The sequence below is a fragment of the Rhizobium sp. N731 genome, assembly GCF_001664145.1.
In the GTDB taxonomy this organism is placed as follows: Bacteria; Pseudomonadota; Alphaproteobacteria; order Rhizobiales; family Rhizobiaceae; genus Rhizobium; species Rhizobium esperanzae.
The window spans coordinates 3,972,452-3,995,472 of record NZ_CP013601.1 but is presented as its reverse complement, the minus strand read 5'-3'; the positions used below and the strand labels follow the sequence as shown (position 1 = coordinate 3,995,472).

The following is a 23,021-nucleotide window of genomic DNA, read 5'->3' as shown; positions in this document are numbered from 1 at the left end:
ATCCCATTGTCGCATCGAGAGCAGCTTTCGGAGGGACAGTCATGGTGCATATTCATATCATGGGTGCCTCCGGTTCCGGTACGACATCGCTCGGCTATACGCTTGCCGAACGGCTTGATATCGCTCATCTCGATACCGACGATTTCTTTTGGCTGCCGACCGACCCGCCATTCACGACCCCCCGGGACGCCGACGAACGCATACGGCTGCTTCTTGCCGAGGCGGCACGGCATGACGGCTGGATCCTCTCCGGATCGGCGCTGAAATGGGCGAGGCAGGTCGAGCCGTTCTATGATCTGATCGTGTTCCTCAGGATCGAGCCGGAGCTGCGGATGGCGCGGATCCGTGCGCGCGAGATCGCCCGCTACGGAGACAGGATCGGGCCTGGGGGCGATATGGAAATCAAAAGCGGGGAATTCATGGAATGGGCGGCAAGTTACGACACGGCCGGTCCGGAACGCCGCAGTCTTGCGGCGCATGAGCAATGGTTGGAAACGCAGACGGCACCGGTCCTGCGGCTCGATTCGTCACGAGAGATCGATGATCTGGTTGCAGAGGTTTTGCTGCATCCGGCCATCGCCGCCGGCGCGGTCCGACAGCGTCGTTGAAAGGCTTTAGCTGACGCGTGCGGGCTGCATCGGCCGCAGCACGTTCATGAGCGCGCCATAGGGCAGCAGCATGACGAGGCCGACGATCATCTTGACGGCGAAATCGCCGATCGCCCAGGAAATCCAGCGCGGGGCCTCGGCGGCAAAGATGCCGAGGACAGGAGCTGCTTCGAGCGCAAAGGGCTCGTTCGGGCCGAGGAAGACGAAAAATGCGGCAAAGGACAGCGAGAAGAACATCACCGTGTCGAGCGCCGAGCCGATCAGCGAGCCGATGAGCGGCGCGCGCCACCAAGCCTGGCGGCGAAGGCGGTTGAAGACGGCGATATCGAGCAGCTGGCCGGCGAGATAGGCCGAGCCGGAGGCGATGGCGATGCGCGGCACCGAGGTGAAGAAGGACAGCGTCACGCCGACGACGAAGCCGGCAAAAACAACCTTGCGGGCTGCCTGCGGGCCGAACTGGCGGTTGGTCAGATCGGTAATCAGGAAGGCGACCGGATAGGAGAAGGCGCCCCAGGTCAGGATGTCGGCCAGGTTGACGCCGCCGACTTCAACGTTCAGCGGAAACTGGACCAGGAAGTTGGAGGCGACGACGACAAGCGTCATCAGTGCGACATAGGCAATGGTGTAGCGCGTCTTCAGCATTTTTTTATCCTGGGTGATGCCACCAGTTGGAGTGCTCTGGCAAAGCAAAAGGCTTGTCCGGTGTTATCCGTTCAAGCCTTTCGAAGCCGTATGAAAGAAGGGCAGAAGCTTACGCAGCAGCGGCTTCGGCAGTCTTCTTGACGATCTGACGGCGCAGCAGGCGCGCGCGCATCGACAGTTCGTTTTCGCTTGCCTTGATCAGGAAGGCATCGAGGCCGCCACGATGTTCGACGGAGCGAAGAGCCGCAGCCGAAACGCGAAGACGATAACGCTGGTTGAGAGCGTCGGAGATCAGCGTTACCTGGCACAGGTTCGGCAGGAACCGGCGCTTGGTCTTGTTGTTGGCATGGCTGACATTGTTACCAGTCAGGACGGCCTTGCCGGTCAATTCGCACACGCGGGACATGGAACACCTATTCTTGTTTTTCTCGGGCCATCGAATTGACATCCCCGGCAAAACCGGGCGCGCAATCCAACAGGCATGATTGGAAAGTTGCGGTTCTATAGTCAGAGAGGCTGCGCGCGTCAAGCCAAACCTTGGCCTTTCCCGCAATTCTGTCAAAAAGCTGCTGTTTTCTTCCCTTTGCGGCAGGAGTATAGAGCGCTCGGCAGGGCTGCCGGCGCGCGGCAAGACAAGGCTTCACTCATGGCTCACTCGGGCAGACGCATTTTCATTTCGGCTATCGCCGCACTCCTTGCCATACCGGCATCGGCGGCCGAAATCCAGCATCAGACAGTATACCGGGTGACGCTTGCCGGCCTGCCGATCGCGCGCGCGGCGTTTCTGACGCAGATCGAGGATGATCACTCTTACAAGATCGCGGGCGATATCAAATCCGCCGGCCTTGCCGATCTCATCAAGACAATCTCGGCAAAGACCAGCGTCACCGGCGTCGTCCGTAATGACCGGCTGCAGGCGCTGAAATATTCGCTCTATTACAAGAGCGGCAAGAAGGCCCGCGTCTACGAGGTCAGTTACCGCAACGGCAACATCATCTCGGCGACGACGACACCGCCGCCGAAGCGCCCGAAGAACTGGATCGACGTCACCCCGGGCGACATGCGTTCGGTGCTCGATCCGATCTCCGGCCTTGTTTTCACCGGGGATACCAAGGTCTGCGCACAGACGCTGCCGATCTTCGACGGCGAGACGCGCATGGATCTGGTGCTTTCGCCGAAAGGCGACGAGGATTTTTCGACCGACGGCTTCAAGGGCAAGGCGGTCGTCTGCGGCGTGCGTTTCGTGCCGCGCTCCGGCTACAAAAAGGGCCGCAAGGACATCGACTATCTCAGCAAGAGCGACCGCATGGAAATCTGGTTTGCCAAGTCGGAGGCGGCCAATGTATACGCTCCGGTCTATGTGCGCATTCCCACAGAATATGGGATGGTGACGATCACCGCCGTCAAATATGGCAGCGTCGGCTGACGGAGCTTTCGCCTCCGTGAAGGGGGACAGGTGAAGCTTCGTGCGACGGTAGTCGGTTTTACAGCTATTTTGATGTGGTCGTTCCTGGCACTATTGACGGCCGGCTCCGGCAAGATGCCGCCCTTCCAGCTTTCGGCCGTCTGCTTTGCGATCGGCAGCATTCCGGGTCTCGTCATGCTTGTCCTCAACCCGGCGCGGCTGGGGCTGCTGAAGCAGCCTGCCCGGGTCTGGATCACCGGTATTGCGGGTCTCTTCGGCTATCACTTCCTCTATTTTACCGCGCTCAGGAGTGCGCCTGCGGTGGAGGCAGGGCTGATCTCCTATCTATGGCCGCTTCTGATCGTCGTTGGCTCGGCGCTGCTGCCGGGAGAGCGGTTGCGCTGGTATCACGTGGCGGGCGCGCTTGCGGGGCTTTGCGGAACCTTCCTGATTGTCGGCCGCAATGGCATCGATTTCGATGGAGCTTACGCAGTCGGCTATGGCGCTGCCTTCCTCTGCGCCTTCACATGGTCGGGCTATTCCCTGCTGACACGGCGTTTCGAGGCTGTCTCCACAGATGTCGTCACCGGCTTCTGCCTTGCGACCTCCATCCTGTCCTTCTTCAGCCATCTCGGCCTGGAGGCGACTGTCTGGCCGGAAACCGGCGTCGAATGGGTGGCCGTCGTCGGGCTCGGCCTCTTCCCGGTCGGGGCGGCCTTCTATGCCTGGGATTACGGCGTCAAGAATGGCGATATCCAGATTCTCGGCGCAGCAAGTTATGCCGCGCCGCTGCTTTCGACGCTCATCTTGACGCTGTTCGGATTTGCCGAGCCGAGCTGGCGCATTGCTCTCGCCTGCCTGCTCGTCACCGGTGGAGCGGTGCTCGCCGCCCAGGACATGTTCCGCCGCAAAAGCCAGGTACAGCCCGCGGCCGCAGAGTAAGTCTCAGCCGCCGGGCTTCCAATCCGCCGGCGCCATCTCGAAGCTCGAAAATTCGAAACCGGGCGAGACAGTGCAGCCGACCAGGGTGAAATCGCCGAGCGGCTCGGCCGATTGCCACCAATTGGCGGGAATGATTGCCTGCGGCCGCTCGCCGGCAGGAAGGTTGGTTCCGAGCGTCAGTGTCTCGCTTGCCATCCCGTCCTGCGAGCGGTGCAGCGCCAGCGGCGCACCGGCATAATAATGCCAGACCTCGGCCGCGTCATGGACCCGATGCCAGTGCGAACGCTGTCCCTTTGTCAGCAGATAATAGATCGCCGTCGAATGACCGCGCGCTCCACCCGCCGTGTCGCGGAATGTCTGCACGTACCAGCCGCCTTCGGGATGCGGCTGCATGCCGAGCTCGCGAATGATCCCCTCAGGCGACATCAAAAGTTGTCCTTGCGCTTGCGGATCTCGGCAAAGACCTCCTCATTCGTCTTGCCTTCCATGAGCAGATTGCGGCGGATCGCGGGATCGGCGGCGCGCAGAAACGGATTGGTTTCCTTTTCCAGTCCGAGCGTCGTCGGGATGGTGAATTTGCCTTCGGCGCGCAGGGCTTCGATTTCGGCGGCGCGGCTCTTCAGGCGCTCATTGTCGGGATCGACAGTCAGTGCGAAGCGGGCGTTAGACAATGTATATTCGTGGCCGAAATAGACGGCGGTCTCGTCTGGCAGCACGGCGAGCTTCTGCAGGGAATGCCACATGTCGGCGGCGGGGCGTTCGAACAGGCGGCCGCAACCGAGCGCAAACAGCGTGTCGGCGGCAAAAAGCAGCTTATCGTCGACGAAGTGATAGCAGATGTGACCGGCGGTGTGACCGGGAGTCTCAATGACCTTGACCGTGTGATCGCCGAAAAGGAAGTTGTCGCCATCGGCCATCGTCCGGTCGAGACCAGGAATGGCGATGGCCTCGTTGATCGGACCGATGATCTCGCAGCCGAACTGCTCCTTCAGCGCCAGGTTGGCGGCGACGTGATCGGTGTGGTGATGCGTGGTGAAGATGTGGGTGATCTTCCAGCCGCGCCGTGTTGCCGCTTCCAGAATCGGCGCCTCCTCCGGCGCATCGATCGCCGCGGTAAATCCTGTCTCCGGGTCATGCACGAGCACGCCGAAATTGTCGGTGCGGCAGAGAAAAATGTCTAATTCCAAAGGTTTCATCTTCAAACAATCCCTTGTCCCACGACTCTCGCGGGAATGTAGAGAGTCCGGCCTTGAAGTCCAACCGCCCGCTGATAACATTTATCGCAAATGCACGCCGATATCGTCGACCTACGTCAGTTCTATCACTCCGACCTCGGGCGTCTTGCCGAGCAGTCGATCGCCATGGCGCTTTCGTCGCTCTGGGTGCGCCTGCCGCAGGAGCGTCTCGTCGGGCTCGGTTATGCCGTGCCTTTCCTCGATCGCTTCCAGGCCGATACCGAACGCACCTTCGCCTTCATGCCGGCTGGACAGGGCGCGGTGAACTGGCCGATGGGCTCGCTGTCGTCGACGACGCTTATCTTCGATGAGGAACTGCCGCTGCCGGATTCCTCGATCGACCGGGTGCTGATGGTGCATTCACTCGAGTTCGCGGAAAGCCCGCGCGAGACGCTGAAGGAGCTCTGGCGGGTGCTGGCGCCGGGCGGGCGGCTTGTTATCGTGGTGCCGAACCGGCGCGGAGTCTGGGCCCGCATGGAACACACCCCCTTCGGTTCGGGCCGGCCCTATTCCCGGGGCCAGCTGACGCATTTGCTGCGCGAGACCAACTTCACGCCGGGTGCGACCGCCGAAGCGTTGTTCTTTCCGCCCTCGAAGCTCAGGACCATCCTGCGCCTTCGCCGCGCCTTCGAGCGGATCGGCCGCACCTTATGGCCGGCGTTTTCGGGTGTCATCATCGTCGAGGCGCAGAAGCGGCTCTATCAGGGGTTGCCGGTCGCCGCCCGTGCCTCCCGCCGCGTCTTCGTGCCCGTTCTCGCGCCGCACGGCGTACCGACAACGCGCAACAGCTGAATATCATAATGATATTCTCCTTCTGCTTGTGTCACGCCCATGCCTCTCGACAACAATCACATTCCGCTTTAATGCCACTTGGTCATTTTCCGGAAAATCCAAGGTCGACCCATGAGCGTTGAGATGAGCAAGCCCGTTCCGCGTCCCGGTATTCTCGATATCGCATCCTATGTGCCGGGCAAGGAACACGCGCCGGGTGTTGCCCGCGTCTACAAGCTTTCCTCCAACGAAACGCCGCTCGGCGCCAGCCCGAAGGCGATCGCCGCCGTCAAGGCAGCTGCCGACAATCTGGGACGTTATCCCGACGGGCAGGCAATTGAACTGCGCGAGGCGATCGCCGCCGTGCATGGCCTCAATCCGGCAAATATCCTCTGCGGCAATGGTTCCGACGAGCTGCTCGGCCTGCTTTGCCATGTCTATCTTGGCGCCGGCGACGAAGGCATCATCACCGAGCATGGCTTCCTCGTCTACAAGATCCAGATCATGGGCACGGGTGCCACGCCCGTCGTCGTCAATGAGAAGGACTATACCGTCGATGTCGACGCGATCCTGGCAGCGGTGACGGAAAGGACGAAGATCGTCTTCATCGCCAATCCAGGCAACCCCACCGGTACATATGTTCCGGTCAGCGAAATCCGCCGTCTGCAGGCCGGCCTGCCGAAACACGTCGTGCTTGTGCTCGATGCGGCTTATGCCGAATATGTGCGCCGCAACGATTATGAAGCCGGCATCGAGGTTGTGTCGTCCAGTTCCAACGTGGTGATGACCCGCACTTTTTCGAAGGCCTACGGCCTTGCGGCTCTGCGCGTGGGCTGGATGTATGCGCCCGCGGAGATCGTCGACGCCGTGAACCGTGTCCGCGCTCCGTTCAACCTGAATGCGGCCGCGATTGCCGCCGGTGCCGCGGCCATCCGCGACCAGGCCTTCGTCCAGCAGGCCGTCTCTTTCAACCAGATGTGGGTGGAGACGCTCACCGAGACCCTCGAAGCGATCGGGCTGAAAGTGACGCCCTCCGTCGCCAATTTTGTGCTCATTCATTTTCCTGACGTCGACGGCAGGCGCGCGGCCGATGCCGACGAGCTCCTGACGAGCCGCGGCTACATCCTGCGCGCCGTGCGCAGCTACGGCTTTTCCAATGCGCTGCGGATGAGCATCGGTCCTGAAGAGGCCAATCGCGGCGTCATCGCCACGCTGCGTGAGTTCATGGGACGGCAGGCATGAGCGTGCTGTTCGATCGCATCGCGCTGATCGGCATCGGGCTGATCGGCTCTTCGCTTGCTCACGATATCCGGCGGCTCGGGCTTACCAAAGAGATCGTCGTCGCAACACGCAGCGCCGATACGCTGAAGCGCGCCAAAGAGCTCGGCCTCGGCGACCGTTATACGACGTCTTCGGCCGATGCTGTTCGAGATGCCGACCTCATCATCGTTTCGGTTCCGGTCGGCGCTTCGGAAAGCGTGGCGAAGGAAATCGCCGACAGCCTGAAGCCGGGGGCTATCGTCACCGATGTTGGTTCCACCAAAGCATCGGTGATCGCGCAAATGCAGCCGCATATGCCCGACCACGTGCATTTCATCCCCGGTCATCCGCTGGCCGGCACGGAAAAATCCGGCCCGGATGCCGGTTTCCCCGGCCTCTTCGAAGGTCGCTGGTGCATCTTCACGCCCGTTCCGGGAACCGACGAGACGGCGCTGAAGCGGCTGCGCAGCTTCTGGGAAGCGCTCGGATCGAAGGTCGACGAGATGGATGCGGAGCATCACGACAAGGTGCTCGCGATCGTTTCGCACCTGCCGCATATCATTGCCTACAACATCGTCGGCACCGCCGACGATCTGGAGACGGTGACGGAGTCCGAGGTCATCAAATATTCGGCCTCCGGCTTTCGCGATTTCACCCGTCTTGCCGCTTCCGACCCGACGATGTGGCGCGACGTCTGCCTGCACAATCGCGATGCGATCCTCGAAATGCTGGCGCGCTTCTCAGAAGATCTCGCTTATCTGCAGCGCGCGATCCGCTGGGGTGAAGGCGACAAGATTTTCGAACTCTTCACCCGCACGCGCGCCATCCGTCGCTCGATTATCCAGGCTGGCCAGGATGTCGACGCGCCCGATTTCGGCCGCCCCCACCCGCTTGATAAGAAGTAGACTCTCGCGATGGTGGAGGTGGCGAGCGCAAGTCAGGCGGATATCGACTGGCTGGCTCGCGAGGATGCCGGTGCCGGCAAGGCGTGGGTATCGCGATGCGTGGCGCTTGGCGAATACCTGATTGCCAGGGAGTCCGGCGAGATCGTCGGCTTCCTGCGCTTCTCCCGCTTCTGGGGCAGGGTTCCCTATATGGAGATGATCCGCGTTCTGCCCGGCAATCGCCGGTCGGGCGTCGGCACCGCACTGTTTCTCGCCTGGGAAGCGGCCATGCGTGGCGAGGGCGCCCGGCTGCTGATGACGTCGAGCGAATGCGACGAGAGCCGGCCGCAGGACTGGCATCGCCGCAACGGATTTACCGAAACGGGCGCGATCGAGTTGCTTGGCCTGCAATCGGTGCCTGAGGTGTTCTTCACCAAACGGATTGATTAGATCGGCGGGATCTGACCGAGCGGAATGAAGCCGCTGACGGTGGCATTGCCGCGGTCGACGACGAGATCGACCGAGACCTTGTCTCTGCCGCCGGCCAGCGCCTTCAACATCTTCGTCGCCGTGTTGATGGTCGAGGCAATATCCGGGAAGGCCTGTTTCAGGCTATCGCCCCAGGGGCCGAGTCGTTCGATTTCCAGCTTGAATTTTCCGGAGAGGAAGCCTTGCTCGTCGAAGGAAAAGGGGCCGGTGAGCGTCATCACCTTACCGTCGCCGATGTCGGCGACGATGCGACGCAGTTCGCCGGCAGAACCATTGAGGCCGTTCGGGTCGCTGCCGTCAATCAGGCCGGCTTTGCCGGCGATCGTGAGATCGATACTGGCGGAGAGTTTCGGGAAGAGTTGCGGCCAGTCCTTGATCGCGGTGTTCGCATCCTGCACCGAGATTGCGCCGTCGAGATCGGCGCCGTTCTGGCGCAGGTGAATTTCGGTGCGAGCCGCATCGAAGCTGATGGTCTGACCGGTATAGGAGGAGACTGCCGTCGCCTTAAGACCCTCGATGACGGTGGAGCTGTGATCAACGCCCTGCAGCTTGGTCGTCAGGCTCGCCTGCAGATTCGTCCACTGAGCCGAAACCGAAAGGCCGTTTGTGGTGCGGATTTCGGCCGGCGAATCGAGCTCCCAGACGATATGGCTCGGCGCATAGACCTGCGCGGCGGAGCGCAATGCGCCGAAGGTGGCGGAGACGCCGTTGACATTGTCGTCGACATCGACCTTGGAGCAAAACAGACCGATGCGGAAGGGATAGCCGCGGAATTCGATATCGGAGCATTCGCCGGTGACGCCTGCCTGATCGCGCGGCGCGATTGCTTTCAACACCGTCGCTTTCAAAGCCGATGCGGCATAGCACCAGCCGCCGGTATAAAGGGCGATCACCAGGAGGATGCCTCCGCCCAGCAACCAGAATTTCTTGCTGTTGCCGGTTTGGCTGCTGCCGGATCGGCTTGACGCTGCCATGATGTTCTCCAATGGTGAATCGCAAAGTGATTCCGGTCTGGCGTGCGATATGGACGAATTTTGGGTGTTTGGCTACGGCTCGCTTATGTGGAATCCGGGCTTCGAGTTCCTGGAGCGGGCAGAAGCTCTGGTGCATGGTTACCGGCGTTCGCTGTGCGTCCGATCCTTCGTTCATCGCGGCACGCGCGACAATCCGGGCCTGGTTCTCGGCCTCGACAGGGGTGGAGCATGCCGCGGCATGGCGTTCCGTATTTCGGCGCACAAATGGGACGAGGTGATCGAATATCTCCGTGCTCGCGAACTCGTCACCAATGTCTATCTGGAGCGCCGGGTTCGGCTGCAGTTTGCCGGCGGTCGCCGAACGGAAGCGGTTACCTACATCGCTGATCGCGATCACGAGCAATATGCCGGTACGCTCGATGCGCTTGCCGCCGCGCGGGTTGTGCACGAGGCCAGAGGACAGTCAGGCCCGAACGATGCCTATGTCTTCAACACGCTTGCGCACCTGAAACAGATGGGCATTCGCGACCCATGGCTGGAGCAGGTCGGCAACGAGGTGGAGCGGCTGCGGGCCGGCTGATCAGGCCGTCGCCGCCGTCACTTTGCGCAACTCGGTTAGCCGAGCGATCGCTGTTGGCGGCAACGGCAGATGCGGATTACGGTCGACGGTGTCGATGAGGAGCTCGTCGCTTGCCCGTTCCGTGACCTCGATCAGATGAGCGAAGAAGGCATCGGGATCCATTCCCGGCATGATCGGCGGCAGGATCCTGACCTTGAAATGGCCGGGATAGCGGCGGACGCTCCGCCGCGGCCAGAAGAGGCCGGGATGCATGGCAACCGGCACGACGGGAATGCCAAGATCGCGGTACATGCGGGCGATGCCGTATTTATAGACCGGCTCCGCCCCCGGCGGGCGGCGGGTGCCCTCAGGATAGATGATCAGCTGACGGCCGGTCGAAAGCTCTTCCTTGGTGCGTTTCAGCACTTCTACCATCACCTTGCCGCGGGCGCCGCGGTCGACCGGGATCATGCGCTGCTTCTTCGCATACCAGCCAAAGAGCGGAATCCACATCAGCTCGCGCTTCAGGATGTAGACCGGATCCTTGAGATTGGGCAGCAGCGCATAGGTGTCCCAGAAGGACTGGTGCTTCGGCGCCAGGATAAAACTGCCCTCAGGCAGGTTCTCCAGCCCCTCGATCTCGAAGGTCGTGCCGACGATCATGCGCATCAGCCAATGGTTGGAGCGCGCCCAATTCTTCGGAATCGCATATGCCGTCAGCCGCGGCACCACGAAATAATAGGGCGAGAGCACGATCATCCGGATGATGAGATTGGCGTAGAAGATCGTGTTGAAGAGGACGGAACGCAGGGCGATCATAAAATTATCCCGAGGCAGGCTCATGCGACCGGCCTACACGATATTGCCGGTCATAAAAAGCGTTTGATGCGGCCTCGATGCAAAAGCTCAGTCTGCGGCGGATACGCTTGCCGAGCGCAGTCCGGTGTGACGGCCGAAGCCGGTGATATTTCGGGCGCCTGTTAACAGCACCTTTGCATATTCGGCGAGCATGACGCGCATCGCGTTCGGGTCGGTAAACCAGTTGCGGGTCTTCAGATCCGAATTGACCACCGGATAGGGGATGAACTCGATGTCCGGATCGACATAGGAGAGTTCTGCGAGGCTGCGCGGCATGTGATAATTGTTGGTGACGACGAGAACGCTTCTGTATCCCCTGGCGTGGATCCAGTTGGAGGTTTCCTCGGCGTTGCCGATCGTATCTATTGCATCATGGCCGATATCGACGCAGCAGGAGAAAAGATCGGCCGGGCCTTGCGTCATCTTGCGAATCTGCGCCGGCGTCGTCGTGGGGTGGACACCGGAGATCAGCAGTCGTTTGCCCGCCCCCTTCTGCAGCAGTTCCACGGCCTGGTCGATGCGCTGGTAGCCACCGGTCAGCACGACGATCGCGTCTGCCTTGGGCTCGACCGGTGGCTTGAGCGTGGTTACGGAATCGGCAAACCGCAGGAAGCCGCCGAACACCAGGGCGATTGCCAGAACGCAGCCAAAGCCGCCCCAGCGCAGCAGGCGGCGGATCGGACCGCGCCGCGGCGGCAGGCCCGCCGGACGATCAAGCTCCGGGTCCTGCCGAATCGGATTGCGTGTCGTATCGCCCATGGTCATGAATCGTGATTATACGCTGATTGCGGCGCGGAACAGACGCTTTCACGATAAAACGGCATGGCACGATCAACTTGCGATGCCGTCGGTGCGTGTCGGGTCCGAACGCAATGTATCAATTTCATAGATCGTCCGCATGACGGTCAGCCGCGCCGTGACGGTCGTCAAGAGCGCGATGACGATCATCGTCGCGAAGATGCCGGCATAACCGAGTACGCCGACGGAGAAGGTGCCGAATAGCGCCGTCGCCTGATCCGTCTCCGGCGTGGCCAGCGTGCGGCTCTGCCAGAAGCCGGCGGTGGCGAAGAAAAGAGCCGCAAGCGCGCTGCCGATCGCCGAGCCCTTGAGACTGATCTTCAGAAAATGCTTCTGAAATTCAGTAGCGACGAAGGAGCTCTCGGCACCGACGAAATGCAGCACTTCGACGATGTGGCGGTTGCCCGACAGCGCGCCGCGCGTGGCGAAGACGACGGTCAGCACCATGGCCGAGAAAACCAGGAGCAGGACGCCGGTGCCGATCAGCACCGTCGTGTGCGCCATGGAGACCAGCCGGTCGACCCAGGTGCGATGATCGTCAAGGCTCGCCTGCGGGATGCTGTCCTTCAGGAGGCCCCGCATCGCATCGAAATCCGGCGGATTGTTTTCGTCGATGGTGATGACGACGAGACGGGGAACAGGCAGATCCTTGAGATCAAGACCAGGCCCGAGCCAGGGTTCGAGCAACCGGGCGGTGGCTGCCTCGTCGACGATCTGGCCGCTCTTGGTGCCGACGAAGGTCAGCGCCAGGTCGCGTGCCTGCGTCAGCGCCTTTTCCATATCGAGATTGTCGTCCGGCTTGATCTGGATGGTGATCTCGCGGGAGATCTGGCTCTCCCAGCTTGCCGCCGTCGAACGCACCATGCTGACGCCGCCGAGCGTCAGGCAGGCGAGAAAGGCCATGATCGATATGACCACCATCAGGGCATTGCCCTGGATATTGGAGGGCGGCAGGATCGGCGCGGTCGGGCGCACACGCATTTCCGGGCGCTTCTGCTGGGCGGCAGGCTGGGCCGACGCCTTCTCTCGGTTCCTGGACGGGGGCTCAGTCATAGATATCGAGATGCCCCTCCGAGAGGATCATACGGCGGGCTTCCACCTGTTCCATCAACGTCAGGTCATGGGTGGCGATCACGACCGCCGTACCAAGCCGATTGAGTTCGAGGAAAAGATTGAGCAGGCGCCTCGCCATCGGCGGGTCGACATTGCCCGTCGGCTCGTCAGCCAGCAGGACTTCCGGCCGGTCCATCAGCGCCCGGGCGATGGCGGCGCGCTGCTTCTCCCCGCCGGAGAGGACCGGCGGCAGCACGTTGATGCGTTCGCCGAGCCCGACCCATTTCAAGAGTTCCAGAACATCGGTTTTGTAGGAGCTTTCCTCCTTGCCGCGCACCCGCAAGGGCAAAGCGACGTTTTCATAGGTCGTGAGATGGTCGAGCAGGCGGAAATCCTGGAAGACGATGCCAACGCGCCGGCGCAGCAGCGGCAGTTCCGGCCGGGGAATTTCGGAAATGTCGCGCCCGAACATGCGGATCAGGCCACGTGTCGGCTGCAGCGACATGAAGAGCAGCCGCAGCAGCGAGGTTTTGCCGGCACCGGATGGGCCCGTCAGGAACTGAAAGGATTTCTTCGGAATGTCGAAGGTCAGGTCCCGGAGGATTTCCGGGCCCATGCCATAGCGCAAACCGACATTCTCGAAGTGGATCAACGGGCAGCTCAGTCTGTTCTTGGTTTCACCGCGCGACTTGTTAACCAACACCGTTAACAGCCGGTAAATTTTGCCGGAAAGACGCCCGTTTGATGGCAATCTTTGCGAAGCATTAACCATTAAAATTTACGACTGAGGAGGATTCGTTTCAATGCCAAGATTTCTTGCGGCAGCGAAACCATGTGGACATCTGCGAGGCAGCCACCATGGAAGCATCCTCCTTCAGCCGCCGGACACCGGGCCAGGCCTATGATTTCCTGCCGCCCGAACCCGCGCGCCGCCAGTATCGTTCGACACGTCCTGCCGATATTTCCGACGCCGAATTCGTGACGGTCGGCAAGACCCGGCCGAAGGACTTCAGCTCCAGGATCCATAACGACAACAGCAGGCGCATGGCGGCAGCGCGCGCCGCACGGCCGCCGTTCCTGCTGGCGATGACTGCTTCCGCTCTGCGAAGGGCGGAATCCTGGCTGCAGCGGGCGTCGCTGCGCAGCTTCGCGGTGCTGGTACTGGCGCTTGCCGTGCTCGTTTTCGGGCTCGCAGGCGGCTTTTCCGGCCTTTCCGCCGCGGGCGCCTCCTCCGGAGCGCCGCTGCATTTCACCCATGTCACCGTGACGCCGCGTGATGCGAACGGCATGCGTGTGCTCGTCGTCAACGGCATCATCGAAAATGAAAGCGGCACGACGCAGACGGTGCATCCGATCCGCGCCGATCTGGTGGCAGACGAACGGCTGACGGCAAGCGTCGTCATTGATCCGCCCGCCGACGTCATCTATGACGGCCAAAGCCGTGGTTTTTCGGCGCGAGTCCAGCACGCCGGGGGAAAATTGCCGGAGGTTCGGCTTTCCTTCCTGCCGTAGAAATAACCGGATTCGTGATGGCTTTCCGCCACAGGGCGGGCCAATCCCGTTGATTTCATGAACGGCGAGGCTGTTTCAGGCGCGCATATGTGCTAACGGCTTACCCTTCTTTTCATGGAGCAAGCCCTTATGCCTGTCGTGCGCGGAAAAAACATCGAGCCGCTCTTCACCGCCGAGCAGATCGCGGAGCGCAATCATGCGATGGCGCGGGAGATCGCCAACGGCCCGACCAAGGACCTGCTCGTTATTGCCGTGCTCAAGGGCTCCTTCATCTTCGCCGCCGACCTGATCCGCGCCCTGCACGACACCGGGCTTGCTCCCGAGGTCGAGTTCATCACGCTGTCGAGCTACGGCACCGGCACGGTTTCCCAGGGGGTGCGCATCGTCAAGGATATCGACAGCGACGTGCATGGCCGAGACGTCCTCCTGATCGACGATATTCTCGAGTCCGGCCGGACGCTGCTCTTTGCCAAGGAGCTGCTCTTCGAACGTGGCGCGCGCAACGTGACGATCGCCGTGCTGCTCGACAAGCGGGTCAAGCGCAAGGAAAAGCTGGAGGCCGATTATGTCGGCTTCGAATGTCCCGATTACTTCGTCGTCGGTTACGGCATGGACGTTGCCTATGCGTTTCGCGAACTCCCCTTCGTCGGCGTGGTGACCGGCGACGCCTGAGGGAATGCGGGCGTCGCGTCATTGCCGCGTGAAGACGGGTTGTTAACCATCTCGTCCATCGCTTCGCCATCTTTACCGATCGAAAAGGAAAGTCTGGTGATTTCCGTCGCGGGGCTGAAGACGGAGCAATGCACATATGGCAAGAATTCTGATTACGGAAGACGAGGATTCCCTGCGGTCTTTCGTAGCCCGGGCCTTGCGGCTCGACGGTCATGAGACCGATGAGGCGGCCGACGGCGCCGAGGGGCTGGAGAAGCTGAAGGACGGGGTCTACGATCTGCTGCTGTCGGATATCCGCATGCCCGTGATGGACGGCATCGAACTCGCCCATCAGGCGAAAGACGCCTTCCCTGCTTTGAAGATCCTGCTGATGACCGGTTATGCCGAGCAGCGCGAGCGCGCCGACGATCTTGCAGAAAAAATCATCGACGTCGTCGCCAAGCCATTTGCGCTTCCCGATATACGCAAGGCTGTCGCCCGGGCACTCGTCGCTTAAAGCGCGCGCCTATCTTTGACGGCGGTATGAGGCTTACTGGATGTCCAGAAGCCGTTCGAGGTACCGCCGTTCCATTTCCTGTGGCGGATTGTTGCCGAGCTTCTCGCGGATCGCATCGAGAATTTCGCGTGCGCGCTGAACGTCGATTTCGTCAGGCACCTTCACGCCGTCGTCGTCGATATAGCCGTTGGTCATGCGTGGCCGTCCCAACGGATCCCGGCCGTTCTGATCGCCCTGGCCGACCTGGCCGTTCGGGCCCTGTCCCTGCTGGCCCCGTTGCGCCTGCATCATCTGGTTCATCATGTCGCGGGCACCCTGGCGAAGGGCTTCCAGGGCACGGCCCTGGTTCTCGACGGCCGTGTCGCCGCGGCCCTGGCCGAGCTCGCGGCCGGCGCCGTCCATCTCGCGTTGGGCCTGGCCGAAGCCCGGGCCGGGCTTCATGCCCATTTCGCCGAGTTTCTTCTGCAATTCTCCGAGCTGCTTGCCGAGGGCATCCTGCTGGGCGCGCAACTGTTTCAGCGCTTCCCTGAGCTGCTCGGCGGTCATCTGGTCGGAAGGTTGCTGGCCCTTACCTTGCTGGCTCTGGCCTTGCTGCCCTTGCTGCTGATCCTGCGGCTCGCCATTCTCTCCCGGCATCATCTCGTCGAGCAGTGGATCGTTTTCGCCCATATCGGATTCGCCACGCTGCATACGGTCCTTGAGCTGCTGATCGAGGCGGAAGGTTTCTTCCATCAGCTTCTGCTGATCGCGCAGGATCTCGCCGAGCTTGTCGATCTGCTTGCGGGCTTCGCTGTTTTCCTGACCCTGCTGGCCCCGCTGCGGCCGGCCAGCCTGCAGGTTGTTCATCATACGCTGCAATTCCGACAGCATCTGCTGTGCCGCGTCGCGATTGCCCGAGCGGGCGAGATTCTCGATCTGGTCCATCATCCGTTCCAGATCCTGCTGGCGCAGGATGTTCTGCGCATTCTGGTTCGGCTGCATCGTCGGGGCGTTCTGCATGCGTTCGGCAAGCTCCGTCAGATAGTCCTGCATCGCCTTGCGCAGCTCATCCATCAGCTTCTTGATCTCTTCGTCGGGCGCGTTGCGGTCCAATGCGTCGGCAAGCTTCTGCTGGGCTTCACGCAGCTTGCGCTCGGCAAGCGAAAGATCGCCGTCCTCCATGCCGAGCGCAATCTCCCAGAGATACTGGGCCGTATCCTTCAGCGCCTCCTCGCCCTTTGCCAGCTTCATGCGGGCCAAGGCCGATTCCAGCAGCAGGTAGTTGGTGAGCTTGGGGATGGTCTCCTCGGGACGGATGGTCAGCGCCTCGTTCAGCGCGATCGCCTGCGGCATCTTACGGGTATCGAGCGCGAAAACCTGCCGTTCCTCGGCGACGGCTGCGGCAAGCGGCTCGTTGAAGGGCCGCGACGGCAGCGTCATTTCGTAGGGCGGGCTTCGGCCGGTCTGGCCAGCGGCATCCTTGGCGACGAGGGTAATGCGCACCGGCTTGCCGGCAAGCGGATGTTCGGTCAGATTCCGGCTGGTCACGCCCTTGGCGTCGCGGGCGTTGCGGCGGGGAATATCCAGCCGGTACTCCGGCAGTGGATAGAGCGGCGTCGCCGCCGGATCGTTTTCCAGAGGAACGATCTCCGCATGGGCCTCCTGGACACCATAGTCGTCCTTGACGGTGAAGCCGATTTCCAGCGCGCCGTTGACGCTTGCCTTCGGCATGCCGTCAAAGGCGATTTCAGGCGCCTTGTCGGGCAGCACGTCGAAGCTCCAGCGGCGACCGTTGACCTCGAGCGCGCCATTTTCCTCAAGCTTCATCACATGCGTCTGTGCGATGAGGGCATTGTTGGCAGGCGCGCCGGCCGTCGGCTGCTCGCCGGCAGGTGCGCTTGCCTGCTGCGGCCTTGTGTCGGTCTGTACGGCGATATCCCGCGCCTCGCCGTTCGCCTTGCGGAACACGACCTTTTCGGCCGTCTTTCCGCCGCTGACGCGCACGGTGAGACCGGAAAACTGCGGAATGCCGATCGGCGCCTGTTCGCTGCCGTCGGCGGTCAGGTAAACCGGCGCGCGACCGGTATAAGAGGGCGGCGTCACCCAGGCGTCGATACGCACCGCCGGATCGACCGCCACCTGCTCGGGCGCTGATTGCAATGCGTCACTGACCGAGCCGCCGTTGAGCGACAGCGAATAGCCAAAAGCGGTGACGAGCAGCAGAGCAGGGATGGCGCGCAGGGCGAAGCGGTCATGTGCGGCGATATCAGGCTGCGGCATGCCGGCATCGAGTGCTGCGATCTTTTCGGCCATGCGCACTTGGTGCTCACGCCAAAGTGCCCGCGAAAAGGGCGTGTTGTAGGCGGGCTCGTCTTCCTGGACCGAAACTGGCTGGTGCGGCAGGCCATTGCGCTCTTCCAGCATGCGATCGGCTTCAGCGGTTTTCGGCCAGCGCAGATGGCGGAAGGGGACAAGCGAGACGAGGAACGCCGCGGCAAAGGCGATCAGCAGCAAGATGCGCAGCCAGTCCGGCACGTTGCGGAAGATGCCGAACCAGGAGGCCGAGAGATAAATGGCGACGATGCAGAGGACCGGCATCAGCAGCGGCAGCAGTTGCTCGAAGAAGAGCACGGTGCGCGCCAGCAGGCGTTTTGTCGTTACCAGCCGGGCAAGCGAGGGGCGGAGCGCGAATGCACCCTTCCTCTGCCTCGAGGGGCTTGTCATCGGTCCGGTCTCCGCGATCTGGCGTTCTGGTACAGAGGGCGCTTCCGGCGATTGCGGGGCAATACGCTCATGAACGAAAGGATAACACTCTTTGTGGCGAAGGCGAGGGCGAACGGGCAGGAATACCGCCTTTTCACGTTTATTCGCCGAAAAGTGATGTTGCTGCTAAAGCGCGTCGTGGTCTTTCAGATTCGCTTCTTGCGCTTTAACTCTTTGTTTTACGCCTGTCGTTATCGAAAAACCGCTTCACACTTTTGCGCGACATGCTCTAGTCGAGCCAGGCCGGAACGGAATCGAGGCTGATCAGCTCGGCATAGGTCCTGCGCGGGCGAATCACATGAAAATCGCTGCCCTTGACCAGAACCTCGGGCACCAGCAGACGGCTGTTATAGGTGCCGGCCTGGACGGCGCCATAGGCGCCGGCAGTGCTGACGGCCATCAGATCGCCGGGCTTCGGCATCGCCATTTCGCGGTCGAGCGCCAGATAATCGCCGGTCTCGCAAACGGGGCCGACCACATCGGCGCGGATGCGCGGCGCGTTTGCCGCCGAAATCGTCACCGGACGGATTTCGTGATAGGCCTCGTAGAGCGTCGGGCGAATGAGGTCGTTCATCGCACCGTCGACGATGACGAAAGTCTTCTCGCCGCCGTCCTTCACATAAAGAACTTCGGTGACGAGAATGCCGGCATTGCCGACGATCAGGCGACCGGGTTCGGTGACGATCTTGCAGTTCAGACCGCGCAGCTGGTTCTTGACGATCGCCGCATAGGCATCGGGCAGCGGCGGCGGATTGTTGTCATCCTTATAGGGAACGCCGAGGCCACCGCCGATATCGACGTGATGGATGGCGTGGCCGTCGGCACGCAACGTGGCGACGAGATCGCGCAGCAGCTTGAAGGCGTCGTCGAAGGGCTGCAGCTCGGTGATCTGGCTGCCGATATGCATGTCAATGCCGGTGACATCGATCCCCGGCAGCTTGGCGGCATGGGCATAGATGGCGCGGGCGCGATCCCAGGAAATGCCGAACTTATTTTCCTTCTTGCCAGTCGAGATCTTCGCATGCGTCTTGGCATCGACATCCGGATTGATGCGGAAGGAGACCGGTGCTCTCTTGCCGGCGTTGACGGCGCGCTGGTTGAGGATCTCGAGCTCAGGCTCAGATTCGACATTGAAGCAGTAGATGCCGGCCTCTAGCGCGAAATCCATCTCCTGCGGCGTCTTGCCGACGCCCGAAAACATGATGCGGTTCGCCGGAATGCCGGCAGCAAGCGCACGGCGCAGTTCGCCTTCCGAGACGACGTCGATGCCGGCGCCGAGGCGTCCCAAGGTCTTCAGCACGGCTTGGTTCGAGTTCGCCTTCATCGCGTAGCAGACCATCGAGTCGACATCGGCGAAGGCTTCGGAGAAGACGCGATAGTGGCGCTCCAGCGTTGCGGTGGAATAGACATAGAACGGCGTACCGACCGCCTTGGCGATCTCGGGAACGGGGACGTTCTCGGCGTAAAGGATGCCGTCGCGGTAATCGAAATGGTTCACGGGGCGCGCGCCTTAAAGGAGAGGGTCAAGAAGGAAGGGCTTATCGACGGTGCCGGGCTGTTTCGTCGGCTTGGAAACGTCGCCTTCCTTCGTCGCCGCAGCACTCGGCGGATCGAGATCGCCCTTGCGTCCGCATCCGGCAACGGCAAGGCCGATGACGGCGAGCACCGCCGTCAGGCGGATGAGGTGCGGCAAGCTCTTCTGCATGGATATCCTCTTGTGCGGCGTATGGCTGATATCATTCATATCGAACGACGGGATCTTCATAGCGAAGTTTATCCGCCTTGTGCACCCTGATTGTTGGACGGCATTTCCGCGCTTTGCAGGAAGGGGGAGACGGCTTTCACCCGCCCGATCTCTCTCAATTGCGGGCGCGCCAGAAGGCGATCTGCTTGCGCACTTCAGAGGGCGCCGTGCCGCCGAAGCTCTTGCGGCTGGCGACCGAGGCTTCCACCGTCAACACGTCATAGACCTTGTCGGTGATTGCGGAATGAATCGCCTGCAGGTCGGAGAGCGGCAGCTCGGCAAGATCGCAGCCCTTGCTTTCGGCGAGCGCCACGGCGCGGCCGGTGACGTGATGGGCGTCCCGGAAGGGCAGGCCAGCTTCGCGCACCAGCCAGTCGGCAAGATCGGTCGCCGTCGAAAAGCCGGAGCCGGCCGCCGCCTTCATGCGCGCTGTGTTGACGGCCATATCGCGTACCATGCCGGTCATGGCGGCGATCGCCAGCTCCAGGCTCTCGGCTGCGTCGAAGACCTGCTCCTTGTCTTCCTGCATGTCCTTGGAATAGGCGAGCGGCAGGCCCTTCATGATCGTCAGCAAGGCGATCAGCGAGCCGTTGATACGGCCGGTCTTGGCGCGCACCAGTTCGGCGGCATCGGGGTTCTTCTTCTGCGGCATGATCGAGGAGCCGGTCGAGAAGGCGTCGGACAGGCACACGAAGCCGAATTGCGGCGTCGACCAGATGACGATCTCTTCCGCGAGGCGCGACAGATGCATGCCCGTAATCGCGGCGATCGCCAGGAACTCGATGGCGAAGTCGCGGTCGGAGACCGTATCGATGGAATTGCGGGTGGGCTCGCGGAAACCCAGTGCCTTGGCCGTCATGTGGCGGTCGATCGGATAGCCGGTGCCGGCCAGCGCAGCCGCGCCGATCGGGCTTTCGTCCAGATGTTCGATCGCGTGGCGCACGCGCGAACGGTCGCGGCCGAACATTTCGACATAGGCCATGCAGTGATGGCCGAAGGTGACGGGCTGGGCAGTCTGCAGATGGGTGAAGCCCGGCATGACGCTTTCGGCATGTTCCTCGGCGCGGTCGAGGAAGGCGGCAATCAGGCCGGTCAGCATCTTCTCGGTCTTCTCAAGCTCTTCCTTCACCCAGAGGCGGAAGTCGAGCGCCACCTGGTCGTTGCGCGAGCGGGCGGTGTGCAGGCGGCCGGCGGCCGGTCCGATCAGCGTTGCCAGGCGCGCTTCGATGTTCATATGGATGTCTTCGAGCCGGCGCGAGAATTCGAAATTGCCGCTTTCGATTTCTGACAGGATCGTGTTTAGCCCGTGAACGATCTTGTCCTTATCGTCCGATGAAATGATGCCCTGATGGGCGAGCATGGTCGCATGGGCGACGGAACCACGGATATCCTGGGCGAATAGCTTCTTGTCGAAACCGATCGAGGCATTTATCTCCTCCATGATCGCGTCCGGGCCGGAAGCGAAACGCCCGCCCCACATCTGGTTGGAGGATTTGGTGTCCGTGTTGCTCTCGGCCATAAGATGCCCGTCCTGGAGAATGAAATGACGACGAAAAAACCCTTCGGCCTGCCGTCCGGAAAACTGATCGCAATCGCCGCCGTCGCAGGTGTCGTTGCAGGTGCGGCAGCGGTATACGTGAAGGAGACGGGCATTGGCAATGGCATCGGCAGCAGCGCTTCGGCCGAATGCCCGTTGGCAAAGGGGCGCGCCGCCAATCTGACGCCGCTCATGAAGGGTCAGGTCGCCGCCATGGTTGCCGCCAACGAGCCGCGCAAACTGACCACGGTGTCCTTCAACGGACCGGATGGCAAACCGCTGACGCTCGACCATTTCGCCGGCAAGACCGTGCTGCTCAATCTCTGGGCGACATGGTGCGTGCCCTGCCGCGAGGAGATGCCGGCGCTGAACGCTCTGGAAAAGGAGATGGGCAGCGACAAATTCCAGGTCGTGCCGGTCAATATCGACACTGGCGACGATGAAAAGCCGAAGACTTTCCTTGCCGAGACCGGTGTCGATGCGCTGCAGCTTTACCGCGACAATACGATCGGCGTCTTCAACAGCCTGAAGAAGGAAGGTCTCGCTTTCGGCCTGCCGGTGACGCTGTTGCTCGACGACAAGGGCTGCCTGATTTCCGCCATGAACGGGCCTGCCGCCTGGGACAGCGAAGATGCAAAGGCGCTGATCAAGGGCGCAATCGGGTCGTGAGGATATCAGTCCCCATCGCCTCTTATGAGGAAGACGCCTGCGAGTCCGATCAGGACGCAACATTGCAGCAGGAACATGGGTGTTTCGGTCGACATGGCATTCCTCCCGTTCCCGGTAAGGAAAGCATTTCGCGGGCGTGCGGTCCATTCGCCCTTTCTGATGATGTCTGCTTACCGCGTCGGGACGGGCACTTCGCCACGATAATCGTAGAAGCCGCGGCCGGATTTGCGTCCGAGCCAGCCGGCTTCGACATATTTCACCAGCAGCGGGCAGGGGCGATACTTGGAGTCCGCCAGGCCGTCATGCAGCACCTGCATGATCGACAGGCAGGTGTCGAGGCCGATGAAATCGGCAAGCTGCAGCGGCCCCATTGGATGGTTGGCGCCGAGCTTCATCGCCGTATCGATGGCGTCGACGGTGCCGACACCTTCGTAGAGCGTATAGATCGCCTCGTTGATCATCGGCAAGAGGATGCGGTTGACGATGAAGGCTGGGAAGTCCTCGGCGACGGTGACGGTCTTCTCCAGCGAGCCGACGAACTCCTTGGCGGCGGTGAAGGTCTTCTCATCGGTTGCAATGCCGCGCACCAGCTCGACCAGCTTCATCACCGGCACCGGGTTCATGAAGTGTATGCCCATGAAGCGCTCGGCGCGGTCGGTGGCGGCGGCAAGACGGGTGATGGAAAGCGAAGAGGTGTTGGTGGCCAGCAGCGCTTCCGGCTTCATCACCGGACAAACCTGGCTATAAATCTTGCGCTTGACGCTTTCGTCCTCGGTGGCCGCCTCGATGACGAGATCGGACGGGGCGAGATCGTTGACATCGGCGGAGCCTGATATGCGCGACAAGGTCGCCTTGCGCTCCTCGTCGGTCATCTTGCCGTTCGTCACCAGGCGGGCGAGATTGCCGTTGATGGTGGCGAGACCGGATTCGATGCGGTCCTGCGAGAGATCGTAGATATGAACCCTGTAACCTGCGGCGGCCGAAACATGCGCGATGCCGCAGCCCATCTGGCCGGCACCGATAATACCAATATTCTTCAACACCGCATTCATCTCCAAACCCCCGCTCGGCAGTCGCCCCCGCGTTGCCGTATTATATTAGCAATACTGCCGGACGAAAGATCGCCCGGCAGTAAGTAGTAGACCGATAAAAGACAATTTTCCAGTCATTC

The 23,021-nt window shown here is 61.6% G+C and carries 26 protein-coding genes; 12 read left to right on the top strand and 14 right to left on the bottom strand.

Annotated features, from left to right (window positions below; translation table 11 throughout):
• The first annotated feature begins 41 nt into the window (after window positions 1–41).
• Entirely contained in the window at window positions 42–608 is a 567-nt protein-coding gene (locus AMK02_RS19355; protein WP_064805311.1) for an ATP-binding protein, read from the top strand.
• A 6-nt stretch (window positions 609–614) separates the two neighbouring features.
• On the opposite strand, the gene AMK02_RS19350 is transcribed toward AMK02_RS19355, so the two are convergent.
• Together AMK02_RS19350 and rpmB are read right to left on the bottom strand one after the other, a co-directional pair.
• Window positions 615–1,250 (bottom strand): VUT family protein, encoded by a 636-nt coding sequence (locus AMK02_RS19350; RefSeq protein ID WP_064805309.1) that lies wholly within the window; start codon window positions 1,248–1,250, stop codon window positions 615–617.
• Between the two features lie 109 nt (window positions 1,251–1,359).
• The gene (gene rpmB, locus AMK02_RS19345; protein WP_008527777.1) at window positions 1,360–1,656 is read right to left on the bottom strand and encodes a 50S ribosomal protein L28; all 297 of its coding nucleotides are present in this window, start codon (window positions 1,654–1,656) and stop codon (window positions 1,360–1,362) included.
• 240 nt (window positions 1,657–1,896) lie between these two features.
• Between rpmB and AMK02_RS19340 the strand changes: the two genes are divergently transcribed.
• Together AMK02_RS19340 and yddG are read left to right on the top strand one after the other, a co-directional pair.
• Entirely contained in the window at window positions 1,897–2,676 is a 780-nt protein-coding gene (locus AMK02_RS19340; RefSeq protein ID WP_064805308.1) for a DUF3108 domain-containing protein, read from the top strand.
• 30 nt (window positions 2,677–2,706) lie between these two features.
• On the top strand, window positions 2,707–3,597 hold the full coding sequence (gene yddG, locus AMK02_RS19335) for an aromatic amino acid exporter YddG (RefSeq protein ID WP_064805306.1): 891 nt from the start codon (window positions 2,707–2,709) through the stop codon (window positions 3,595–3,597).
• A 3-nt stretch (window positions 3,598–3,600) separates the two neighbouring features.
• Here yddG and AMK02_RS19330 read toward each other — a convergent pair whose 3' ends face one another.
• The gene (locus AMK02_RS19330) at window positions 3,601–4,023 is read right to left on the bottom strand and encodes a cupin domain-containing protein (RefSeq protein WP_064805304.1); all 423 of its coding nucleotides are present in this window, start codon (window positions 4,021–4,023) and stop codon (window positions 3,601–3,603) included.
• Window positions 4,023–4,793 (bottom strand): hydroxyacylglutathione hydrolase, encoded by a 771-nt coding sequence (gene gloB / locus AMK02_RS19325; protein ID WP_064805302.1) that lies wholly within the window; start codon window positions 4,791–4,793, stop codon window positions 4,023–4,025. The genes AMK02_RS19330 and gloB overlap by 1 nt, the downstream gene beginning before the upstream one ends.
• Before the next feature lie 90 nt (window positions 4,794–4,883).
• Between gloB and AMK02_RS19320 the strand changes: the two genes are divergently transcribed.
• From AMK02_RS19320 to AMK02_RS19305, 4 genes are all read left to right on the top strand, one after another.
• Entirely contained in the window at window positions 4,884–5,624 is a 741-nt protein-coding gene (locus AMK02_RS19320) for a class I SAM-dependent methyltransferase (RefSeq protein ID WP_064805300.1), read from the top strand.
• A gap of 123 nt (window positions 5,625–5,747) precedes the next feature.
• Window positions 5,748–6,845 carry a histidinol-phosphate transaminase gene (gene hisC, locus AMK02_RS19315; RefSeq protein ID WP_189636982.1) on the top strand — a complete coding sequence of 366 codons (1,098 nt, stop codon included), beginning with the start codon at window positions 5,748–5,750 and terminating at the stop codon, window positions 6,843–6,845.
• Window positions 6,842–7,768 carry a prephenate/arogenate dehydrogenase family protein gene (locus AMK02_RS19310; RefSeq protein ID WP_064805296.1) on the top strand — a complete coding sequence of 309 codons (927 nt, stop codon included), beginning with the start codon at window positions 6,842–6,844 and terminating at the stop codon, window positions 7,766–7,768. Before hisC ends, AMK02_RS19310 begins: the two co-directional genes overlap by 4 nt.
• Before the next feature lie 9 nt (window positions 7,769–7,777).
• Window positions 7,778–8,197: a GNAT family N-acetyltransferase gene (locus AMK02_RS19305; protein WP_064805294.1), complete on the top strand. Its 420-nt coding sequence runs from the start codon at window positions 7,778–7,780 to the stop codon at window positions 8,195–8,197.
• On the opposite strand, the gene AMK02_RS19300 is transcribed toward AMK02_RS19305, so the two are convergent.
• Window positions 8,194–9,210: a DUF2125 domain-containing protein gene (locus AMK02_RS19300; protein WP_064805292.1), complete on the bottom strand. Its 1,017-nt coding sequence runs from the start codon at window positions 9,208–9,210 to the stop codon at window positions 8,194–8,196. The genes AMK02_RS19305 and AMK02_RS19300 overlap by 4 nt on opposite strands.
• A 49-nt stretch (window positions 9,211–9,259) precedes the next feature.
• Here AMK02_RS19300 and AMK02_RS19295 point away from each other — a divergent pair, with 49 nt between their 5' ends.
• Window positions 9,260–9,790, top strand: a complete 531-nt coding sequence (locus tag AMK02_RS19295) for a gamma-glutamylcyclotransferase (protein ID WP_064806377.1) — start codon at window positions 9,260–9,262, stop codon at window positions 9,788–9,790.
• Here AMK02_RS19295 and AMK02_RS19290 read toward each other — a convergent pair whose 3' ends face one another.
• The 4 genes from AMK02_RS19290 to ftsE all read right to left on the bottom strand — a co-directional run bounded on the left by AMK02_RS19290 (window position 9,791) and on the right by ftsE (window position 13,130).
• Window positions 9,791–10,588 carry a lysophospholipid acyltransferase family protein gene (locus AMK02_RS19290; protein ID WP_064805290.1) on the bottom strand — a complete coding sequence of 266 codons (798 nt, stop codon included), beginning with the start codon at window positions 10,586–10,588 and terminating at the stop codon, window positions 9,791–9,793.
• An 87-nt stretch (window positions 10,589–10,675) separates the two neighbouring features.
• The gene (locus tag AMK02_RS19285) at window positions 10,676–11,392 is read right to left on the bottom strand and encodes a YdcF family protein (protein ID WP_189636981.1); all 717 of its coding nucleotides are present in this window, start codon (window positions 11,390–11,392) and stop codon (window positions 10,676–10,678) included.
• Window positions 11,393–11,458: 66 nt separating this feature from the next.
• Window positions 11,459–12,478, bottom strand: coding sequence for a cell division protein FtsX (locus AMK02_RS19280; protein ID WP_064805286.1), 1,020 nt, complete (start codon window positions 12,476–12,478; stop codon window positions 11,459–11,461).
• Window positions 12,471–13,130, bottom strand: coding sequence for a cell division ATP-binding protein FtsE (gene ftsE, locus AMK02_RS19275; protein WP_064805284.1), 660 nt, complete (start codon window positions 13,128–13,130; stop codon window positions 12,471–12,473). The genes AMK02_RS19280 and ftsE overlap by 8 nt, the downstream gene beginning before the upstream one ends.
• Window positions 13,131–13,336: 206 nt before the next feature.
• Between ftsE and AMK02_RS19270 the strand changes: the two genes are divergently transcribed.
• From AMK02_RS19270 to AMK02_RS19260, 3 genes are all read left to right on the top strand, one after another.
• Complete coding sequence (locus AMK02_RS19270; RefSeq protein WP_064806375.1) at window positions 13,337–13,990, top strand: hypothetical protein; 654 nt, start codon at window positions 13,337–13,339, stop codon at window positions 13,988–13,990.
• 129 nt (window positions 13,991–14,119) lie between these two features.
• Complete coding sequence (hpt, locus tag AMK02_RS19265) at window positions 14,120–14,662, top strand: hypoxanthine phosphoribosyltransferase (protein ID WP_064805282.1); 543 nt, start codon at window positions 14,120–14,122, stop codon at window positions 14,660–14,662.
• Between the two features lie 136 nt (window positions 14,663–14,798).
• Window positions 14,799–15,158 carry a response regulator gene (locus AMK02_RS19260; RefSeq protein WP_010028815.1) on the top strand — a complete coding sequence of 120 codons (360 nt, stop codon included), beginning with the start codon at window positions 14,799–14,801 and terminating at the stop codon, window positions 15,156–15,158.
• A 33-nt stretch (window positions 15,159–15,191) separates the two neighbouring features.
• Here the strand turns inward: AMK02_RS19260 and AMK02_RS19255 are convergent, their stop codons facing one another.
• From AMK02_RS19255 to argH, 4 genes are all read right to left on the bottom strand, one after another.
• Window positions 15,192–17,861: a TIGR02302 family protein gene (locus tag AMK02_RS19255; RefSeq protein ID WP_064805280.1), complete on the bottom strand. Its 2,670-nt coding sequence runs from the start codon at window positions 17,859–17,861 to the stop codon at window positions 15,192–15,194.
• 268 nt (window positions 17,862–18,129) lie between these two features.
• Window positions 18,130–19,398 (bottom strand): diaminopimelate decarboxylase, encoded by a 1,269-nt coding sequence (gene lysA / locus AMK02_RS19250; protein WP_064805278.1) that lies wholly within the window; start codon window positions 19,396–19,398, stop codon window positions 18,130–18,132.
• A gap of 12 nt (window positions 19,399–19,410) precedes the next feature.
• Entirely contained in the window at window positions 19,411–19,605 is a 195-nt protein-coding gene (gene lptM, locus AMK02_RS19245) for an LPS translocon maturation chaperone LptM (RefSeq protein ID WP_003582619.1), read from the bottom strand.
• Between the two features lie 154 nt (window positions 19,606–19,759).
• Window positions 19,760–21,163: an argininosuccinate lyase gene (gene argH, locus AMK02_RS19240; RefSeq protein ID WP_064805276.1), complete on the bottom strand. Its 1,404-nt coding sequence runs from the start codon at window positions 21,161–21,163 to the stop codon at window positions 19,760–19,762.
• 24 nt (window positions 21,164–21,187) lie between these two features.
• On the opposite strand from argH, the gene tlpA reads away from it, so the two are divergent.
• A complete protein-coding gene (gene tlpA / locus AMK02_RS19235; RefSeq protein ID WP_064806374.1) occupies window positions 21,188–21,850 on the top strand; it encodes a thiol:disulfide interchange protein TlpA in 663 nt (220 codons plus the stop codon).
• Window positions 21,851–22,020: 170 nt separating this feature from the next.
• On the opposite strand, the gene AMK02_RS19230 is transcribed toward tlpA, so the two are convergent.
• A complete protein-coding gene (locus AMK02_RS19230; protein WP_064805274.1) occupies window positions 22,021–22,902 on the bottom strand; it encodes a 3-hydroxybutyryl-CoA dehydrogenase in 882 nt (293 codons plus the stop codon).
• Window positions 22,903–23,021 lie beyond the last annotated feature (119 nt).

Bases quoted from the DNA above. Each gene is read 5' to 3' on its own strand.
- AMK02_RS19355 (WP_064805311.1), top strand. From the start codon at position 42: ATGGTGCATATTCATATCATGGGTGCCTCCGGTTCCGGTACGACATCG.
- AMK02_RS19350 (WP_064805309.1), bottom strand. From the start codon at position 1,250: ATGCTGAAGACGCGCTACACCATTGCCTATGTCGCACTGATGACGCTT.
- rpmB (WP_008527777.1), bottom strand. From the start codon at position 1,656: ATGTCCCGCGTGTGCGAATTGACCGGCAAGGCCGTCCTGACTGGTAAC.
- AMK02_RS19340 (WP_064805308.1), top strand. From the start codon at position 1,897: ATGGCTCACTCGGGCAGACGCATTTTCATTTCGGCTATCGCCGCACTC.
- AMK02_RS19330 (WP_064805304.1), bottom strand. From the start codon at position 4,023: ATGTCGCCTGAGGGGATCATTCGCGAGCTCGGCATGCAGCCGCATCCC.
- gloB (WP_064805302.1), bottom strand. From the start codon at position 4,793: ATGAAACCTTTGGAATTAGACATTTTTCTCTGCCGCACCGACAATTTC.
- AMK02_RS19320 (WP_064805300.1), top strand. From the start codon at position 4,884: ATGCACGCCGATATCGTCGACCTACGTCAGTTCTATCACTCCGACCTC.
- hisC (WP_189636982.1), top strand. From the start codon at position 5,748: ATGAGCAAGCCCGTTCCGCGTCCCGGTATTCTCGATATCGCATCCTAT.
- AMK02_RS19310 (WP_064805296.1), top strand. From the start codon at position 6,842: ATGAGCGTGCTGTTCGATCGCATCGCGCTGATCGGCATCGGGCTGATC.
- AMK02_RS19305 (WP_064805294.1), top strand. From the start codon at position 7,778: ATGGTGGAGGTGGCGAGCGCAAGTCAGGCGGATATCGACTGGCTGGCT.
- AMK02_RS19300 (WP_064805292.1), bottom strand. From the start codon at position 9,210: ATGGCAGCGTCAAGCCGATCCGGCAGCAGCCAAACCGGCAACAGCAAG.
- AMK02_RS19295 (WP_064806377.1), top strand. From the start codon at position 9,260: ATGGACGAATTTTGGGTGTTTGGCTACGGCTCGCTTATGTGGAATCCG.
- AMK02_RS19290 (WP_064805290.1), bottom strand. From the start codon at position 10,588: ATGATCGCCCTGCGTTCCGTCCTCTTCAACACGATCTTCTACGCCAAT.
- AMK02_RS19285 (WP_189636981.1), bottom strand. From the start codon at position 11,392: ATGACCATGGGCGATACGACACGCAATCCGATTCGGCAGGACCCGGAG.
- AMK02_RS19280 (WP_064805286.1), bottom strand. From the start codon at position 12,478: ATGACTGAGCCCCCGTCCAGGAACCGAGAGAAGGCGTCGGCCCAGCCT.
- AMK02_RS19270 (WP_064806375.1), top strand. From the start codon at position 13,337: ATGGAAGCATCCTCCTTCAGCCGCCGGACACCGGGCCAGGCCTATGAT.
- hpt (WP_064805282.1), top strand. From the start codon at position 14,120: ATGCCTGTCGTGCGCGGAAAAAACATCGAGCCGCTCTTCACCGCCGAG.
- AMK02_RS19260 (WP_010028815.1), top strand. From the start codon at position 14,799: ATGGCAAGAATTCTGATTACGGAAGACGAGGATTCCCTGCGGTCTTTC.
- AMK02_RS19255 (WP_064805280.1), bottom strand. From the start codon at position 17,861: ATGACAAGCCCCTCGAGGCAGAGGAAGGGTGCATTCGCGCTCCGCCCC.
- lptM (WP_003582619.1), bottom strand. From the start codon at position 19,605: ATGCAGAAGAGCTTGCCGCACCTCATCCGCCTGACGGCGGTGCTCGCC.
- argH (WP_064805276.1), bottom strand. From the start codon at position 21,163: ATGGCCGAGAGCAACACGGACACCAAATCCTCCAACCAGATGTGGGGC.
- tlpA (WP_064806374.1), top strand. From the start codon at position 21,188: ATGACGACGAAAAAACCCTTCGGCCTGCCGTCCGGAAAACTGATCGCA.
- AMK02_RS19230 (WP_064805274.1), bottom strand. From the start codon at position 22,902: ATGAATGCGGTGTTGAAGAATATTGGTATTATCGGTGCCGGCCAGATG.